Annotated in this window: 16 protein-coding genes; 7 read left to right on the top strand and 9 right to left on the bottom strand. The window is 38.1% G+C overall.

Translation table 11 applies throughout. The features are described 5' to 3' along the window. Positions 1-15 precede the first annotated feature (15 nt). Both tgt and IPP32_12160 read left to right on the top strand, forming a co-directional pair. Complete coding sequence (tgt, locus tag IPP32_12155; GenBank protein ID MBL0048836.1) at positions 16-1,146, top strand: tRNA guanosine(34) transglycosylase Tgt; 1,131 nt, start codon at positions 16-18, stop codon at positions 1,144-1,146. Between the two features lie 6 nt (positions 1,147-1,152). After that, entirely contained in the window at positions 1,153-2,229 is a 1,077-nt protein-coding gene (locus tag IPP32_12160; protein ID MBL0048837.1) for an LptF/LptG family permease, read from the top strand. Positions 2,230-2,499: 270 nt separating this feature from the next. Here the strand turns inward: IPP32_12160 and IPP32_12165 are convergent, their stop codons facing one another. Genes IPP32_12165 through IPP32_12175 form a run of 3 tightly spaced genes read right to left on the bottom strand, consistent with a single transcriptional unit; the run spans position 2,500 to position 4,571 of the window. After that, positions 2,500-2,838: an MmcQ/YjbR family DNA-binding protein gene (locus IPP32_12165; GenBank protein MBL0048838.1), complete on the bottom strand. Its 339-nt coding sequence runs from the start codon at positions 2,836-2,838 to the stop codon at positions 2,500-2,502. A gap of 19 nt (positions 2,839-2,857) precedes the next feature. After that, positions 2,858-3,556: a response regulator transcription factor gene (locus IPP32_12170; protein ID MBL0048839.1), complete on the bottom strand. Its 699-nt coding sequence runs from the start codon at positions 3,554-3,556 to the stop codon at positions 2,858-2,860. Then, a complete protein-coding gene (locus IPP32_12175) occupies positions 3,534-4,571 on the bottom strand; it encodes a histidine kinase (protein MBL0048840.1) in 1,038 nt (345 codons plus the stop codon). Before IPP32_12175 ends, IPP32_12170 begins: the two co-directional genes overlap by 23 nt. 199 nt (positions 4,572-4,770) lie before the next feature. On the opposite strand from IPP32_12175, the gene IPP32_12180 reads away from it, so the two are divergent. The 3 genes from IPP32_12180 (at position 4,771) to IPP32_12190 (ending at position 9,122) form a co-directional block, all read left to right on the top strand. Further along, on the top strand, positions 4,771-6,156 hold the full coding sequence (locus IPP32_12180) for a T9SS type A sorting domain-containing protein (protein MBL0048841.1): 1,386 nt from the start codon (positions 4,771-4,773) through the stop codon (positions 6,154-6,156). Between the two features lie 11 nt (positions 6,157-6,167). Beyond that, positions 6,168-7,937: a VCBS repeat-containing protein gene (locus tag IPP32_12185; GenBank protein ID MBL0048842.1), complete on the top strand. Its 1,770-nt coding sequence runs from the start codon at positions 6,168-6,170 to the stop codon at positions 7,935-7,937. A gap of 141 nt (positions 7,938-8,078) precedes the next feature. Next, positions 8,079-9,122: a DUF2911 domain-containing protein gene (locus IPP32_12190; protein ID MBL0048843.1), complete on the top strand. Its 1,044-nt coding sequence runs from the start codon at positions 8,079-8,081 to the stop codon at positions 9,120-9,122. A 35-nt stretch (positions 9,123-9,157) separates the two neighbouring features. Here the strand turns inward: IPP32_12190 and IPP32_12195 are convergent, their stop codons facing one another. Further along, a complete protein-coding gene (locus IPP32_12195) occupies positions 9,158-9,652 on the bottom strand; it encodes a DinB family protein (protein MBL0048844.1) in 495 nt (164 codons plus the stop codon). A 249-nt stretch (positions 9,653-9,901) separates the two neighbouring features. Between IPP32_12195 and IPP32_12200 the strand changes: the two genes are divergently transcribed. Both IPP32_12200 and IPP32_12205 read left to right on the top strand, forming a co-directional pair. After that, complete coding sequence (locus IPP32_12200; GenBank protein ID MBL0048845.1) at positions 9,902-10,324, top strand: helix-turn-helix transcriptional regulator; 423 nt, start codon at positions 9,902-9,904, stop codon at positions 10,322-10,324. Between the two features lie 10 nt (positions 10,325-10,334). Further along, entirely contained in the window at positions 10,335-11,366 is a 1,032-nt protein-coding gene (locus IPP32_12205) for an LLM class flavin-dependent oxidoreductase (GenBank protein ID MBL0048846.1), read from the top strand. 79 nt (positions 11,367-11,445) lie between these two features. Here the strand turns inward: IPP32_12205 and IPP32_12210 are convergent, their stop codons facing one another. From IPP32_12210 to IPP32_12230, 5 genes are all read right to left on the bottom strand, one after another. After that, a complete protein-coding gene (locus tag IPP32_12210) occupies positions 11,446-11,766 on the bottom strand; it encodes a hypothetical protein (protein MBL0048847.1) in 321 nt (106 codons plus the stop codon). 37 nt (positions 11,767-11,803) lie between these two features. Next, positions 11,804-13,411, bottom strand: coding sequence for an FAD-dependent oxidoreductase (locus IPP32_12215; protein MBL0048848.1), 1,608 nt, complete (start codon positions 13,409-13,411; stop codon positions 11,804-11,806). A gap of 222 nt (positions 13,412-13,633) precedes the next feature. Then, positions 13,634-14,389 carry a T9SS type A sorting domain-containing protein gene (locus IPP32_12220; GenBank protein MBL0048849.1) on the bottom strand — a complete coding sequence of 252 codons (756 nt, stop codon included), beginning with the start codon at positions 14,387-14,389 and terminating at the stop codon, positions 13,634-13,636. A gap of 39 nt (positions 14,390-14,428) precedes the next feature. Further along, complete coding sequence (locus IPP32_12225) at positions 14,429-15,286, bottom strand: SBBP repeat-containing protein (GenBank protein ID MBL0048850.1); 858 nt, start codon at positions 15,284-15,286, stop codon at positions 14,429-14,431. Between the two features lie 96 nt (positions 15,287-15,382). Beyond that, positions 15,383-15,610 (bottom strand): DUF2442 domain-containing protein, encoded by a 228-nt coding sequence (locus tag IPP32_12230; GenBank protein MBL0048851.1) that lies wholly within the window; start codon positions 15,608-15,610, stop codon positions 15,383-15,385. Positions 15,611-15,760: the final 150 nt, after the last annotated feature.

Below are 15,760 nucleotides of genomic sequence, written 5' to 3' on the forward strand. Positions count from 1 at the left end.
GGATAAAGCGCATATATGAAATTTGACATACACAAAAAGGATTCGCTAACAAAGGCCCGCGCCGGAGAAATCACCACCGACCACGGCAAAATTCTTACCCCCATATTTATGCCGGTGGGAACGGTGGGCACAGTAAAAGCTGTTTCGCAAACTGATTTGGATTCGGATGTGAAAGCGCAAGTAATTTTAGGGAATACCTACCACCTTTACTTACGTCCGGGCATCGATATTTTGGAAAAAGCAGGTGGCTTGCATAAATTCATACATTGGGATAAACCCATTCTTACCGACAGTGGCGGATATCAGGTATACTCGCTCGCAGCCCAACGAAAAATAAAAGAAGAAGGTGTAAAGTTTTCATCCCACATCGATGGCTCCAAACACTTTTTTACTCCCGAAAACATCATGGATATTCAGCGTACCATCGGAGCTGATTTTATCATGGCTTTTGATGAATGCACTCCTTATCCCTGTGAATACAACTATGCGCGCAAGTCGATGGAAATGACGCATCGTTGGCTAAAAAGATGCTGCGACCGTTTTGATGCAACGCCTGATAAATATGGCTATTCGCAAACCTTACTTCCCATAGTGCAAGGAAGCGTTTATAAAGATTTACGCACCAAATCAGCCGAGACAATTGCTTCCTTTAATCGCGAAGCAAATGCCATTGGCGGATTGTCGGTGGGTGAACCTGCTGAAGAGATGTATGAGATGACGGATTTGGTGTGCAACATTTTGCCCCAAGATAAACCGCGTTATTTAATGGGTGTGGGTACTCCTACTAATATTTTGGAATGCATCGCTTTAGGTATCGACATGTTTGATTGTGTAATGCCCACACGCAATGCACGCAACGGAATGCTATTCACCGCTAAGGGAACACTTAACATGAAAAATGAAAAGTGGAAAGCCGATTTTTCTCCTTTAGATGAAGACGGCACATCTTACGTGGATACTTACTATACAAAAGCTTACGTGCGCCACTTATTTGCGGCACAAGAAAGACTTGCTGCACAAATTGCAACTTTGCATAATCTCAGTTTCTATCTTTGGCTGGTTGGTGAAGCGCGTAAAAGAATTTTGGATGGTACTTTTTCTGAATGGAAAAACAAAATGGTGAAACAACTTAATGTGCGTTTATAACCCGGCATGAAAAAGCTCGATTTATACATCATTCGTAAGTTTCTAGGAACCTTCGTATATGCGATTGCGCTGATTATTTTGATTACCATTATTTTTGATATTTCTGAAAAGATTGACGATTTTTTAGAGAAAAAAGCTCCGCTTCGTGAAATTGTCTTTACCTACTATTTCAACTTCATTCCGTATTTCGTTAATTTATTTAGCCCGTTATTTACATTTATTGCAGTAGTTTTTTTTACTGCGAAAATGGCTGCCGATACTGAAATTGTAGCTATACTCAGCAATGGGGTGAGCTTCCGCAGATTGATGCTTCCCTACTTTGTATCGGCTGCAGTGCTTGCAATGTTTTCATTTTACCTTACCAATTTTGTGATTCCACATTCTAATCAAAAGCGTGTTGCATTCGAAAATCGTTACATACGCAATGTATTTCGAAACCGTGAAACCAATATTCACTTTCAAATTAAACCCGGTGTATTTGTGTATTTTGAGAGTTATAATAACCTCGACAACATCGGATACAAATTTGCGCTTGAAAAATTTAAAGACAATAAACTCAATTATAAATTAATGTCGGATGTATTGCGTTGGGATACGGTGCAAAAACATTGGATAATCGAAAATTACTATGTGCGTAAAATTAATGGAATGCACGAAACTCTTTCAAAAGGGGCACGCATGGATACCACCTTCACCTTCGGTCCGGAAGAGTTTGTGAAACGCAACAAAGATGTGGAAACCATGAATTGGCGGGAGTTAAATAATTTTATAGAGGAAGAACAACTCAAAGGCTCTGATGAAGTCCCTTATTATTTAATTGAAAAATACCACCGCATTTCTAATCCATTTGCCACTTTTATTCTCACTTTAATTGGGGTATCGCTCGCCAGCCGAAAAGTACGTGGAGGAATTGGATTACACATTGGGTTGGGATTATTGATTAGTTTTTCATTTATACTCTTTCTTCAAATTTCTACCACTTTTGCAACCAGTGGCAACCTCTCTCCTATAATTGCTGTATGGTTGCCCAATATCACTTACCTAGCATTAGGGCTGTATTTATTGCGGGCTGCACCGAAATAATTTAGCGTTCAAAATGCAATCGCTGCATTTGTCCTTCCCATTTCATTCTGGCAAGCATAATGTTTCAAAAAGAATTTAGCAATGTCTTTATGTGTTGCGTTTCTTCATGTCATTTTTTTTGAAACACATAGGATCATAGGAAACATAGGATTCTATATAAACGAGGCTATTTGCCTATGCTTTCTAATATGCCTATTTGTTGATTTTTTTTTGAACCACATAGGAACATAGAAACATAGTTTACACATAGGTAAGGATTTATTGCAACAATTATTTCATTACTTGATTTGCAAGTTTGATGGGTGCTACGTGACAATAGGCGGTTGTTAATACATCCTGAAACAACTCTAATTTTACTTTCTTAAGATTAATTAATGTCCAGCCTTGCTTTCCCCATTTATTGGGAACCGGAAAAATTATTTCTAAATCATAAGCACAAAAAACAGACTGTCCAATATCTGAGAGTTTCACGCATACCAAATGTTGCTTCACATCAAGCGTGGCAAATATTTTTTTATTTACGCGAAAAGAAGTTTTCTCAAAATGCGGCAATTCTACCACTTTGGGAAGTGATAATGCCATTTCTTTCGCTGTTCCAATGCTAATCATAAGGAAAGCCGCTTCTTGTTTAAAATTCTTCTAATTCCTTTTTTACCAAATCTTGATAACTTCTGCCCACCGGTATTGCCTTGCCACCCACTTCCACTTCTGTAGATGACACTGCATCAATTTTACTCTTAGAAACCAAAAACGAACGATGCACCCGAACAAAATTTTTATCGTTTAAAAATTCTTCCAATTCACCCAGCTGAAACTTGGTTACTATGCTCTTATCCTTTGTTACAATCTTTACATAATCTTTCAAACTTTCCACAAACAAGATTTCATCCAAGTATATTTTAAACTTCTTCTTGTTTACATTAAAAAATCGATGTGCACGCTCTTGCTGTTGCGGTGTCGCTGCCACTACCATTTCGGCAGCCGGCTGCAAGCGGTTCACTGCTTTTAAGAAACGCGCAAACGAAAATGGTTTTAGCAAATAATCAACTATCTCCAACTCAAAACCTTCAATTGCGTATTGCTTGTAGGCACTAGTAATAATCACCTTGGGTGGATGGTGCAAGGCTTTCAAAAAATCAATCCCTTTTAACTTGGGCAAATGAATGTCCAAAAAAATCACATCGATGTGCTTTTGTTTCAACACTTCAAAAGCAGAAATAGCATCGAAACAAATTTGTTCGAGCTTTAAAAAAGAAACTTGCCCGATGTATGATTGCGTAATTTCGGCTGCAAGCGGTTCGTCTTCAATGATGAGGCAATTGAGCATTTTCGTGTGCTTTAAGATGGATTACTAGGTGAATTACAAATGTGTCTTTCAAATCTTTTATTTCTAAGTGATGGTGCTTACCATAAATTAATTCCAATTGTCGACTTATATTCTTTAATCCAATTCCAACTGAATTTTCATTTGTTCCTTCTTTGCTGTTGGTGACCGTAAAACTTAGTGTACCTTGTTTCAGCTGCAAAGAAATCGAGATCGTTGCATCAAAACGAGATTCGCTGGCACCATGCTTAAAACTATTTTCTACAAATGGTATCAGCAACAACGGAGCAATTAGCTCTTCCTCATTGTCCACCTCAATATCCAAATTAACGGTAAGCCTGTCGCCATAGCGCAATTGCTCCAACTCAATATAATCATTCAGTGTTTTTATTTCATCTGCCAATTTTATTTTTTCGGCTGCTCCATCGTGCACCATAAATTGTAGCAGTTCGCTTAATTTTAAAATGGCATCCGATGTTTGAGGTGAATTTTTTAGCGACAATCCATAAATATTATTTAAGGTGTTGAATAAGAAATGTGGATTTATTTGTGCTTTCAAAAAACTCAATTCGGTTTGCAATTTTTCCTTTTGTAACTCCTGCTCCCGCTCCACACTAGCATACTTTTGCTTAAACAATTTAATGCTCACCGCAATGGCTGCTACCGAAAACACTTCAAATGTTCCCCACAACATTTTTGCAAAATTCCAGAAATGAAATTCGCTATCGGGATAATAATAAGGCTGAACAATTTTATAAATCGTAAACCTGAAAATCAGCGAAGAGACAATGATCAAAAATAGGAGTATCAAAAAAAATTGAGCATACTGTCGGGTAATCACATAACGAGGTAAAATAAAATAGAGGATAAAATAAGTGGTTACAATCTTTAGCGGCAATTGCACTGCATCCGCCCAAAACGAACGGATAAAATTTCCATCGTAGGAGCCCATCACATAAACGCCCCACACAATATAGGTGAGCCAAAATAAGATGTGATACAGTACGCGTTTGGTCATGTTACAAAATTGATGATTTATCCTCGCTTTCTGTTGCGATGAAGTTAAAATTCACGCATCAGCCTACAAACAACAGGCATTTGCCAACGAACGGAAATTCTATGCATTTAGTGCTATACGTAGGCTTCAAACGGTTGATTGTATACTAATTAATTTTCTATCCTTAAAACGATGTAGTCTTACAACAAAAAATAAGTAAATGCCAAAAAAGATACTTTATTTCTTACTTGCTCTTCTGTTTGGCTCTAATGCAAAGGCAAACATACTAAATGTTCCGGCTAATTTCGCCAACATCCAGCTTGCCATTATTGCTTCCGCAGATGGAGATACAGTGTTGGTGGAACCGGGTACTTATTTTGAAAATATAAATTTAAGAGGAAAAAAAATATTGCTCACCAGCCGTTTTTACGAATTAAAAGATACCGGATTTATATGTTCCACCATTATTAACGGAAGTCAACCCACTTACCCCGATTCAGCTAGTTGTATTACTATTAATACGGCCGAAGATTCCACCACCATTATTCAAGGATTTACCATTACCGGCGGCGCAGGGACTAAATGGACGGATGAGCATGGTGCCGGGAATTACCGCGAAGGAGGAGGAATACTCATTGCTTACGCCTCTCCTACAATTCGCAACAATCATATAATAAACAATTGGGTTACAAATACCTTAACTGTTGCGTCCACAGGAGGCGGTGGAGTGCGCTGTGGAGACGGGCACCCACACATTTACAACAATGTGATTGCTTATAACAAAGCAAGATATGGAGCAGGCATTGTATTTAATCATTGCACCAACGCCTTACTTAAAAATAATGTAATCGCTCACAATTCTGGTGGACAAGATTATGGTGGCGGTGGCGTATGGACCAATTATGGCGGGCTACTGCGCATCGAGAATAATACTATTGCTTATAATCACGTTAGTGGAACCGGCACCTTTGGCGGAAAAGCCGGAGGTATATGTGTTCGCTCCAATACTGTAAATGTAAAAAATAACATTGTGTGGGGCAATTCTCAAAGTGGTGGAAATTCAATCCGTAATTTTTCAGGAACGCTCACAGTAAGCTACACCGATGTGGATTATGCAGCACCCGGAATTGGAAACATCAATATCGATCCACTCTTTATCGACACAGCCATTTTTTCGCTCAGTCAAAACTCGCCTTGCATTGATAAAGGTGATTCTCTTTCAGGATATGATGATTTAACGATGGGAGCCTCTGCAGCGCTCTACCCTTCGCTTGGAACCAATCGTAACGATATAGGTGCTTATGGTGGTAAGCTAGCTCAGCTAATTCCTCCATGTGCACTTTTATCTGTCGGAATAAAATCCGAATCCATTATTACTGACTTAAAAATTTATCCAAATCCGGCAGTTGAATATATTCAAATTGAATCTTTCAACCAAGCCATTTTTGGTATTGAAATAATTAATGCTAACGGTATACTTGTTAAACAAATTCAAGTAAATCAGTCCCAATATAAGTTAGACACCCAACAATTCTCCACTGGAATATATGTCTTGAAACTAATTTTCAGTGATCATGTGTGTTACCAAAAAATAGTAATCAACTAAAAATTTGTGCCATGGTAAAAAAAGCAGTACTTCCTTTAATTTTAGTTTTTACAACTTGTGCTTCTACTTGCTTATTCGCACAATCCTTTACCAAAATTACAAGCGGACCTGTTGTAAATACCATCGGCGATTCCAGAAGCGTAAACTGGATAGATGTAAATAACGATGATTTGCTCGACCTCATGATTACCAATGGCCCAGCCGGAGGGCAAAATAATTTTTTATACTTGAATGATGGAGTAGGCGGCTTTACTGCTGTAATTAACGACACCATTGTGAAAGATGGAAAGCCATCGGATGGCGCCACTTGGGCCGATACGGATAACGATGGAGACTTAGATTGTTTTGTTGCCAATTGGTACAATTTTATTGGACTGTATTACAACAATAATGGCAACGGAACATTTACTTACAATGCAGCTGCCGGTTTAACCAATGGAATCAGCTATTCAGAGACAGCTTCCTGGGGCGATTATGATAAAGATGGATTTGTAGATTTATATGTAGCGCGCAGCGGCGGCACTGTTGCGACCAACCGCAACTTTTTATTTCATAATAATGGAAATAACACCTTTACCAAAATAACCACTGGTAGCTTAGTAACCGATGCCCTTGTTTCTAGAAGTGTGAATTGGACGGATGCAGATAACGATGGCGATTTAGATTTATTTGTGAGTAATGAAGATGTTACCAATAACGATGAAAATTTTTATCGAAACGACGGAAATGGTGTATTTACGAAACTCAGCAGTGGCGATTTACTCAATGACGGCAAAAAAACCATGAGCAGTTCCTGGGCTGATTTTGACAACGATGGCGACTTGGATGTTTTTCTTGCGAATGAAGATGCTACAAATGCACTCTTTAGAAATGACGGAAATTTTAATTTCACCAAACTCATTGCAGATACGGTTTCTAAAGGCATTGCAAACTCATTTAGTTCAGCTTGGAGCGATGTGGACAATGATGGGGATGTTGATTTATTTGTTACCAACTCCTTTAAAACAAATACAAAAATGCCTTGTCACTTTTACCTTAATAATGGCAATGCAACGTTTACCCGCATCACTAATCATACGCTAACAGCCGATTCGGGTTGGACTTATGGCTGTGCATTTGGCGATTACGATAACGATGGCTTTGAAGATTTAGCGGTTGCCACGGTGCGATATCAAAGTCAAGATAAGCCTGATTGGCTTTATCACAACGATGCCAACTCAAACAATTGGCTTACACTAAAACTTATTGGAACTACTACTAATAAATCCGCACTTGGAACAAAAGTTAGAATTAAGTCTCAAATAAATGGAACACCTGTTTGGCAAATGCGCGAAATTTCTTCACAGTCTTCCTATTGTGGACAAAATGATATGCGAGCACATTTTGGTTTAGGCAATGCCACTTTAGTGGATAGTTTAAAAATTGAATGGCTTTCGGGACTCGTCCAGGTTTTTGATTCAGTTCCATTAAATGAATTTATTACGATTACCGAAGGGCAAGTCTCCCTTGGAATTTCTGAAAAGGAAAAAGCTTCCGATATGATTCTATTTCCGAATCCCAGTAAAGGAATTATAACGCTAAGCAATATCCGCCTAAGCGAAGGAGATGTGATTTTAATCTCCAATAACAAAGGCGATACGTTAAGCAAAATAGACATAAAATCAGCTGTCTCTCGCTTCGAAATTGATCTCAAAAAACAAGAATGTAAATCCGGTGGAAACTATTATATAACGGTACAAAGTAAAAATGGTTCTATCACTAAAAAAATTGTAAAGCTATGAACCCATTAAATTGTTTTAAGTTTGGTTAACAAAAGGGAGCACGAGGAGAACACAAAGCTTTGCAGCTAGCTTTGTGCTTTTCTTTGTGTAAAAAGGGGAAGCATTTTCTAAAATAAAAATAAATAATCCACATAAAAAAACATGAAAATAAAAGCGCTTATTCTATCGTCATTTTTGCTTTTTCTTACTTGTAAAATAGAAGCACAATCCGAATTAAAAAAACCTGAAGCCAGTCAAGCTGCTGAAGTGAGCCAGCGCATTGGCTTAACGGATATTCGTATTAGCTATCACAGTCCCTTAGCCAATGGCCGCAAAATTTGGGGCGAGCTTGTTCCTTATAAGGAAGTATGGCGTGCCGGTGCGAATGAAAATACTTCCATCAGCTTTTCTACCGATGTTGAAATTGAAGGGAAAGGCTTATCAGCCGGCACTTATGGACTTCACATGATACCCGGCGAAAAAGAATGGACGATTATTTTTTCTAAAAACTATTACGCCTGGGGAAGTTTTTTCTACAACGAAAAGGACGACGCTTTGAGGGTTCAAGTTAATCCCAAAACAGCTCCCATGCAAGACTGGCTAAGCTATTCCTTCCTATATCCCAAAGCAAAAGCGGTAACTATTGCTTTACATTGGGAACAATTAATTATTCCTATTCAGGTAGATATAAATGTACCCGAAACGGTTTATGAAAGTATGCGCCGCGAATTAAGTAATGTGAATGGTTTCTTTTGGCAGGGTCATAATCAGGCAGCAGCCTATTGCATACAAAATAACATTCACTTAGATGATGCTTCTGCTTGGATTGAAAAATCCATTTCCATCCAAAAGAATTTTACAAACCTCACAACCAAAGCTAAACTATTGGAAGTTCAAGGGAAATCACAAGAGGCAGATGCTTTGCGCAAAGAAGCCCTCACAATGGCCGATGAAGCACAAATTAATGCTTATGGTTATGCACTAATTGCACAAAGCAAACTTGCGGATGCAACAGAGCTATTTCGACTTAATGTAAAACGTTATCCGGCGTCTTGGAATGTATATGACAGCTTGGGAGAAGCGCTGGATATGGCCGGTGATAAAAAAGGGGCAATTAACAATTATAAAACTGCCTTGTCAAAAGCGCCTGACGCACAGAAAAAAAGAATAGGTGATATTCTTAAAAAGCTGGAAGGAAAATCCTAAAAAAAAGGCGCGTTTCGAAAACGCGCCTTTTAAATTTATTTCTTTAAAAAATTTAGTTGCCCTAAATGATAGGCTAAGTGCCCGGTTCGACCTATAACCACATTTAATTTGTTGCGATGTGGCTCCTTCACAAAGTCTTCTGCAGAAACCGAAGTGTGCCGCTCAAACCAATCATTAGCAGTCAAGCTTGCAAAATGCTTACTCAACTCAGCGCAGGAGTCAGACCAAAAATTCCTTATCTCTGCAATAGTCGGCAACACTTCCAATTCCCTATCCGCCTTATTCAAAAAAGCCTCAGACCATTGTGGAAATTTTTGTGCACCAAAGTTTAATAAAGGCAGCATTTTATCATTCACCGCGGCCAAGTGGCCCACTAAATAAATTCCTCTGTTACGCCCGGGAGCTACTTCATTTTGCAATTGTTCATCACTCAGCGAACTGAGTAATTTGCTGGTATGGTTTACCTGGGCATTCCATGCATCCAAGGCCATTTTAACCAGAAGTTGATTTTGATCGATTACTGTTTCCATGTTGTTTTTAATTAGGTTTTAATTTAATTGAATTGCACTCCAATGCTTGAAAATAAACCGAGTAGAATAAAAAGAATATCCTACTTTTGTACACTTGCAAAACGCAAGTGAATGCAAATGTAGTTTATTACTTGCATTTTGCAAGCATTATTTAAAAATAGTTTGAATAATTATTTGACCCCGATTCGAAACCTAAGTCAAATCAGTGTTACAAGTGTTTAAAAAATTGATCAATGTTTTATAATAAATATGGAATCGCATAAATCACATTGTCCCATCAACCTTTCGCTCGAAATATTTGGCGATAAATGGAGCTTGGTAATTATCCGCGACATGATGTTTGGCAACAAGCGCTCTTTCAGAGAATTGATAGATTCGCACGAGAAAATTGCTACCAATATATTAAGCGACAGGCTACTGATGCTCGAACGTGAAGGCATCATCACTAAAGCAAAAGACCCGGCACACAAACTCAAGTTCATATACAGCCTTACTAAAAAGGGTATCGATTTACTGCCCATCCTCACCGAAATTGGTGCCTGGGGCATGAAACATTTAGCTTTTGATGAAGAAAAATTTCAGCATGCCAAAAAATTAGTAAAGGGCGGCAAGGAAATGCAGAAAGAAGTAAAACATTATTTGATAAAAGAGCACTTGAATAAAAAGAAATAACAAAAAATTTATGGAAATAGGAATCGACAGTTTTGCAGCGGCTACTTTAAGTGAAGATAAAACAAAAGCATTACACCCGGCACAATCCATTGCCGATTTGTTGGAGCGCATTGAAGCCGCCGATGCTGCAGGCTTGGATGTATTTGGAATAGGTGAACACCACCGCAAAGAATTTTTAGATTCGGCACCAACGGTTATTCTTGCAGCCGCCGCCGCTAAAACCAAACGCATTATACTTACCAGTGCAGTAACTGTATTGAGTGCCATTGACCCGGTGCGCGCATTTCAAAACTTTGCCACACTCGATTTAGTTTCTCAAGGCAGGGCCGAAATGGTGGTGGGCAGAGGTTCTTTCACAGAAGCCTTTCCTTTGTTTGGATTAGATTTAAATGATTACGATGAATTGTTTGCCGAGAACTTAGATTTGCTTTTAAAAATACGCGACAATGAAGTGATAACTTGGAACGGAAATTTCAGAGCACCCTTGCAACAACCAGCCATTTATCCGCGTCCGCTTCAAAAAAAATTACCCATTTGGCTGGGAGTGGGCGGTACTCCCGAATCATTTGTTCGTGCGGGAACACTTGGCTTGCCGCTCATGGTTGCAATTATAGGTGGAGAAACACAACGCTTTCGACCCTATATAGATTTGTATCGAGCTGCCGGAAAACGTGCCGGATTTGCTGCGGAACAATTAACGGTAGGCTTGCATTCCCTCGGCTATGTTGCCAGCAGCAAGGAAGAAGCCATCGCCGATTATTATCCAGGCTATGCCGAAACGTTTACTCGCATTGGTAAAGAAAGAGGCTGGCCACCGGTGAGTCGTGCACGTTTTGATGCGCAAAATGGTCCATTGGGCGCGCTATTAGTTGGCGCCCCGGATGAAATTGCCGAAAAAATAATTCGTCACAGTGAAGCATTGGGTGGCATTTCACGCTTTACGTTTCAAATGGATAATGCGGCATTGCCACATAGTAAATTATTGAACTCGATTCGTTTGATCGGGGAAAAGGTGGCGCCTTTAGTGAATGGGAGCATTTGATTTATGAAACCGAATGTTCCATAAATCACAACTTCTTATTTATTGAAATAGGAAGCATAACGTACATCATAAGCTAAAGTTATATTGAGCCTTTATCCCAAAAGGCAAAATAAATCAACATCAAAAATCCTACAATAGCAAGCAATCCATGCACGATCCCTAGCCATTTAGGGACTGACTTGCCGGTGATATCTCTGTAATTTAAAATTAGTCCTCCTGATGCTGCTACTATAAATACAACGATGCTGGTCCATGGTCCGCCATCTTGTCTAATACAATAAATGAATAATAGGATTAAAGCCACAACAGCCAATAAACCATGTATAATAGTTACACCTTTTGGGGTGGATTTGTTGCGTAAAAGCAGGGTGAATAAATACATTCCTAAAAGGGCTGTCATCCCCAAAATGGCAATTGCAGCATATATCGTTTCCATGCTATTCGTTTTTTTCTACTTTATTTTCAACTGCATTAAATGTATAGGTCGGAAGGTTAAAATTAGCGGGACCATTGATAACCTTTCCATCACAGGTAAAGCGACTTCCATGGCAGGGGCAATCCCAACTGCGTTCATCGGCATTCCACACCACACTGCATTTTAAGTGTGTGCATTGCGCGGAGACAATACTTAGCTTTCCGAAATCGTCGCGAAAAACGCCGAATTTTTCTTCGAGCATATCCACAATTTTTCCTTCACCATTTTTTATTGACGACAATTCACTTGCATCCTTAAAATTGGGTAGTTGCTTTAAAAATGAAATCGTTTCGTTAATAAATTGTTTCACTGCCGGACCACTTTCTTTTACCGTAAAACGTGATGGGCTGTAGAGTTCCTTCCATTTATTTTCTTTACCGTGAATCAAATCGCTGATCAGTAAACCGGCAAAAGAGCAATGCGTCATTCCATTTCCTGAATCGCCTGTTACGATATACACATTCTCTTTGTCGTGAGGGTTGTGCCCGATAAAGGCAAGGCCATCCATAGGTTCCAATACTTGGCCCGACCATTTGTATACGATATCTTCAATCGGAAAATTTTGTCGCGTCCATGCTTCCACCAAGTCATAACGGTCTTCTTCTCGAACATCGGTTTTTCCGGTATCTCCAATCGGATGGTCTTCGCCACCACTGATGAGTAAGTCATAATTTTCGTTATACACTTGCACACGCACATAATGATACGGAGGAACTTTGCGGTTGGCAGTAAAATCGCCACTATCCCACCACAGTGCTTTTGGTAATAAATTTTTTTTCACCAATGCTGCAATCACATACGTGCGGAAAGCATATTGCCTTTCGATAAGCATAAACAAATTATTTACAGGACTATTGGTGGCCACTACAATATGCTTTGCACTTATTTTAAAACCTTCGCTACTGGTAATTCCTTCCTGATTAATTTCAGCTGCATGAGTTCCTGTAAAAATTTTACCACCCTTTTGTTCAATTGCTTTTTTCAATCCTTGCAAATATTTCATAGGATGAAATTGCGCTTGATTCATAAAACGTAATCCGTCGATTTTATCAAGTAATCCGGGCACTTCTGCTATTGCTTCAATTTCAACACCGGCTGTTAAGGCTGCCTTCAATTCATTTTCCAGCGCATCCGCTTTATCAGAAGGATGTTTAAAAAGATATCCACTAACACGTTCAAATTCGCAATCGATGTTTTCCGCTTTAACCGTTGCTTCCACAAAGTCAATTGCGGTTTGGTGACTAGATGCTATGAGTTTTGTTTTATCGGCACCAAAAACTTTTTCTAAATGATAATAGCGATCATCCAAAGCAGTAACCAAATGCGCGGTAGTTCTTCCTGTTTCGCCACTTCCAATGGCGCCATCTTCCACCACAATTACTTTTTTTCCCGACTGCATCAGGCAATACGCCACACTCATTCCGGCCAAACCGGCACCCACAATTACCACATCTGTTTCGAGATTTTCTTTTAAAGGATTTAATGCCGGATTAGGAACAGAATCCGTCCAAAAACTAATATTTTTCCCGGAAGTAAGTTCAGGATCTTGGGGATTATCATTTGCATGCATGATTTAATTTTTAGATAGGATTTCAGCATGCAATTTCCTATTCTTAATCACAAAGTACTTATATAATTCTTTGGAATGCTTATATAATTTAGGGAAGAGTTATTGAATTATTGTAATGCACAAGTTGGTAGACTTTCGCGAGAAGGGGTAGCCCCACATATATTCTCAATTATTCTAAACTAAGCCCACATTAGTTAATCTATACATCAACTAATTATCTTATCATTCAAAAACAATCTTACCACTATAACTTTTTGTCCCATTGCTTAGTACCGCATTATATAAGCCCTTGGCTTCCGCTTCCAAACTAAGTTTTACTTTGCCATCGCTCATTTCTAAGTTCTTCTGTTGGATGAGTTTGCCTAAGCTGTTGTAAATGCTCAGCACAAGAATTCTCTCGTGCAAAAATTCATTGGGCACTGAAATGTTGCACTTGCCTTCATTGGGGTTGGCGTGGATAAACAGTTGATTTCTTGAATTAGATTTTTCTAATTCCTTTGTATCTAAAGTTAAATCATATTTACCTATGAAAACATCATCATAGCCAGTGCTTGATAATAGGAATAAGTCTAAAGAAATTGCTTGGTAAAAACTTCCTGAAATATATATATTATTTGATATATCTAATGTCATTTTAGCCAAACTATTAATAGCTATAAGCCTAGCTGATAGGCTATTACCACTATCATTGAGTGTATGAATAAAATGCTCACCATTTCCCGAACTAGTTAAAGAAAATGTATCAAAACTAGCATTGCCATCAAGATAGCCCATTTGATAAATTGTCCCATCAGAACCAAGCGAAAGTTGCAATCCATCCATTCCATTTGAGGCATTTCCTTGTTTGCACCATTTCCAGATTCCCATTGAATCGGCTTTACAAATAAACATATCAGCCAAATTAGAATTAAATAATTGGAAATTCCCAAAATCCAAATTTGATTGAAAGTCACCAGTTATATAAACATTATCATTCAAATCACAGCATAAATCAAAAGCACCAGCATAAAAATTGCTCTATACTAATTTATGCCATTTTAGTGAACCAAGTGTATCAAAACATGCCAAAATAAAGTTATGTGCAGTGGATGAAGTAATTTGGGTTGTATCAATTTTTATGGAATTACTGCTTACACTAAAAATTGAATAAATATTATCATCCTTTCTTACTGTTTTAAATTCTAAAGTTTTTGATGATATTTTTTTACTAAATACAATATTTCCATTAATATCGAATAAAGCGAAAAAATTCCCAGGTAAAAGTATATTGGGACCAACCTGCATTGTATCAGATGTATAACCATAAATAATCTGATTTCCATGTATATCAGAATCGATTGAAATAAAACTTGAGAATGCATATGGAAATTGTTTTGCCCAAATGAAATTTCCATTCAAATCCATTTTAGTATAAAAACTCACTCCATAACCTGACAAAGTTGTGCTCCCGAATGCTGCAAAGCCATATATATTTCCGGTTAAATATATACATTGATTGAACGGATCAAAGCTTAAACTTCCAGATGATTCATAAATATTAGAGTTTCCAATAATATTGTTACCGCCTATACTTTTTGCCCAAAGTACATCTCCGGTGGAGGAATACTTCGCAATATAAATTTGATTATCTCCAACTGGAAGTAAGGTAATTGTATCAAAACTTATGCTTGAGGCTGGAGTATTCATAAAAATAAAGCTATAAGTTCCAGTAACATAAACATTGCCGCTAAAGTCAGTACAAATATTGGAAATTTTATCAGATGAGCTGCCTCCGGCTTGTTTAGCCCATTGCCAATTTTGCGCATAAATTTCTATCGTATTTAAAAAAACACAAAATAGAATTATGCCATTTATATTTTTATAGATATTTTTCATGTGAAAATATTTATTTTAACACCCCAGTCCCCACGAAGTTTTGCTTCGTGCGTTTTCTAATCTGTAGAGCTTTGCTCGGGTTAGAAATTCTCTACTTTAATTGTATTTTAATATTGCTTCAACAGACAAATCTTCATCAATCAGCGGCCAATGAATTCCATAACCGGAAGGGGAGACTTTATAAAAATTACGTTGCATATCACCGGTTGCCATAAGTCTTGGAGATAACATATCAAGACTTATTGTAATAATCTTTCCATCTATTTTGAGGATGAGAGCGTTGCTTGAAAAGCTCACTACTTGAATACTGCGTTTAACTATCATGATTTATTTATTAAAGTAGATATTCCAAGCAGGCTTCTATCACAAATATAAAGATTCTTGAAAAACTCTTAATTAGCTATAAACTAAGCACAAAAAGAAAAGCCTTGCAAGAGTGAATCTTACAAGGCTTTTTTCGAGCGGTCCGGACGG

The organism is Bacteroidota bacterium, assembly GCA_016721765.1.
Classification (GTDB): Bacteria; Bacteroidota; Bacteroidia; order UBA4408; family UBA4408; genus UBA4408.

What these genes read in the sequence shown, in the direction of transcription:
- tgt (MBL0048836.1), top strand. Translation starts at nt 16, where the DNA reads ATGAAATTTGACATACACAAAAAGGATTCGCTAACAAAGGCCCGCGCC.
- IPP32_12210 (MBL0048847.1), bottom strand. Translation starts at nt 11,766, where the DNA reads ATGACAGCCCTTTTAGGAATGTATTTATTCACCCTGCTTTTACGCAAC.
- IPP32_12175 (MBL0048840.1), bottom strand. Translation starts at nt 4,571, where the DNA reads ATGACCAAACGCGTACTGTATCACATCTTATTTTGGCTCACCTATATT.
- IPP32_12160 (MBL0048837.1), top strand. Translation starts at nt 1,153, where the DNA reads ATGAAAAAGCTCGATTTATACATCATTCGTAAGTTTCTAGGAACCTTC.
- IPP32_12165 (MBL0048838.1), bottom strand. Translation starts at nt 2,838, where the DNA reads ATGATTAGCATTGGAACAGCGAAAGAAATGGCATTATCACTTCCCAAA.
- IPP32_12200 (MBL0048845.1), top strand. Translation starts at nt 9,902, where the DNA reads ATGGAATCGCATAAATCACATTGTCCCATCAACCTTTCGCTCGAAATA.
- IPP32_12185 (MBL0048842.1), top strand. Translation starts at nt 6,168, where the DNA reads ATGGTAAAAAAAGCAGTACTTCCTTTAATTTTAGTTTTTACAACTTGT.
- IPP32_12180 (MBL0048841.1), top strand. Translation starts at nt 4,771, where the DNA reads ATGCCAAAAAAGATACTTTATTTCTTACTTGCTCTTCTGTTTGGCTCT.
- IPP32_12215 (MBL0048848.1), bottom strand. Translation starts at nt 13,411, where the DNA reads ATGCATGCAAATGATAATCCCCAAGATCCTGAACTTACTTCCGGGAAA.
- IPP32_12230 (MBL0048851.1), bottom strand. Translation starts at nt 15,610, where the DNA reads ATGATAGTTAAACGCAGTATTCAAGTAGTGAGCTTTTCAAGCAACGCT.
- IPP32_12170 (MBL0048839.1), bottom strand. Translation starts at nt 3,556, where the DNA reads ATGCTCAATTGCCTCATCATTGAAGACGAACCGCTTGCAGCCGAAATT.
- IPP32_12190 (MBL0048843.1), top strand. Translation starts at nt 8,079, where the DNA reads ATGAAAATAAAAGCGCTTATTCTATCGTCATTTTTGCTTTTTCTTACT.
- IPP32_12205 (MBL0048846.1), top strand. Translation starts at nt 10,335, where the DNA reads ATGGAAATAGGAATCGACAGTTTTGCAGCGGCTACTTTAAGTGAAGAT.
- IPP32_12225 (MBL0048850.1), bottom strand. Translation starts at nt 15,286, where the DNA reads ATGAAAAATATCTATAAAAATATAAATGGCATAATTCTATTTTGTGTT.
- IPP32_12195 (MBL0048844.1), bottom strand. Translation starts at nt 9,652, where the DNA reads ATGGAAACAGTAATCGATCAAAATCAACTTCTGGTTAAAATGGCCTTG.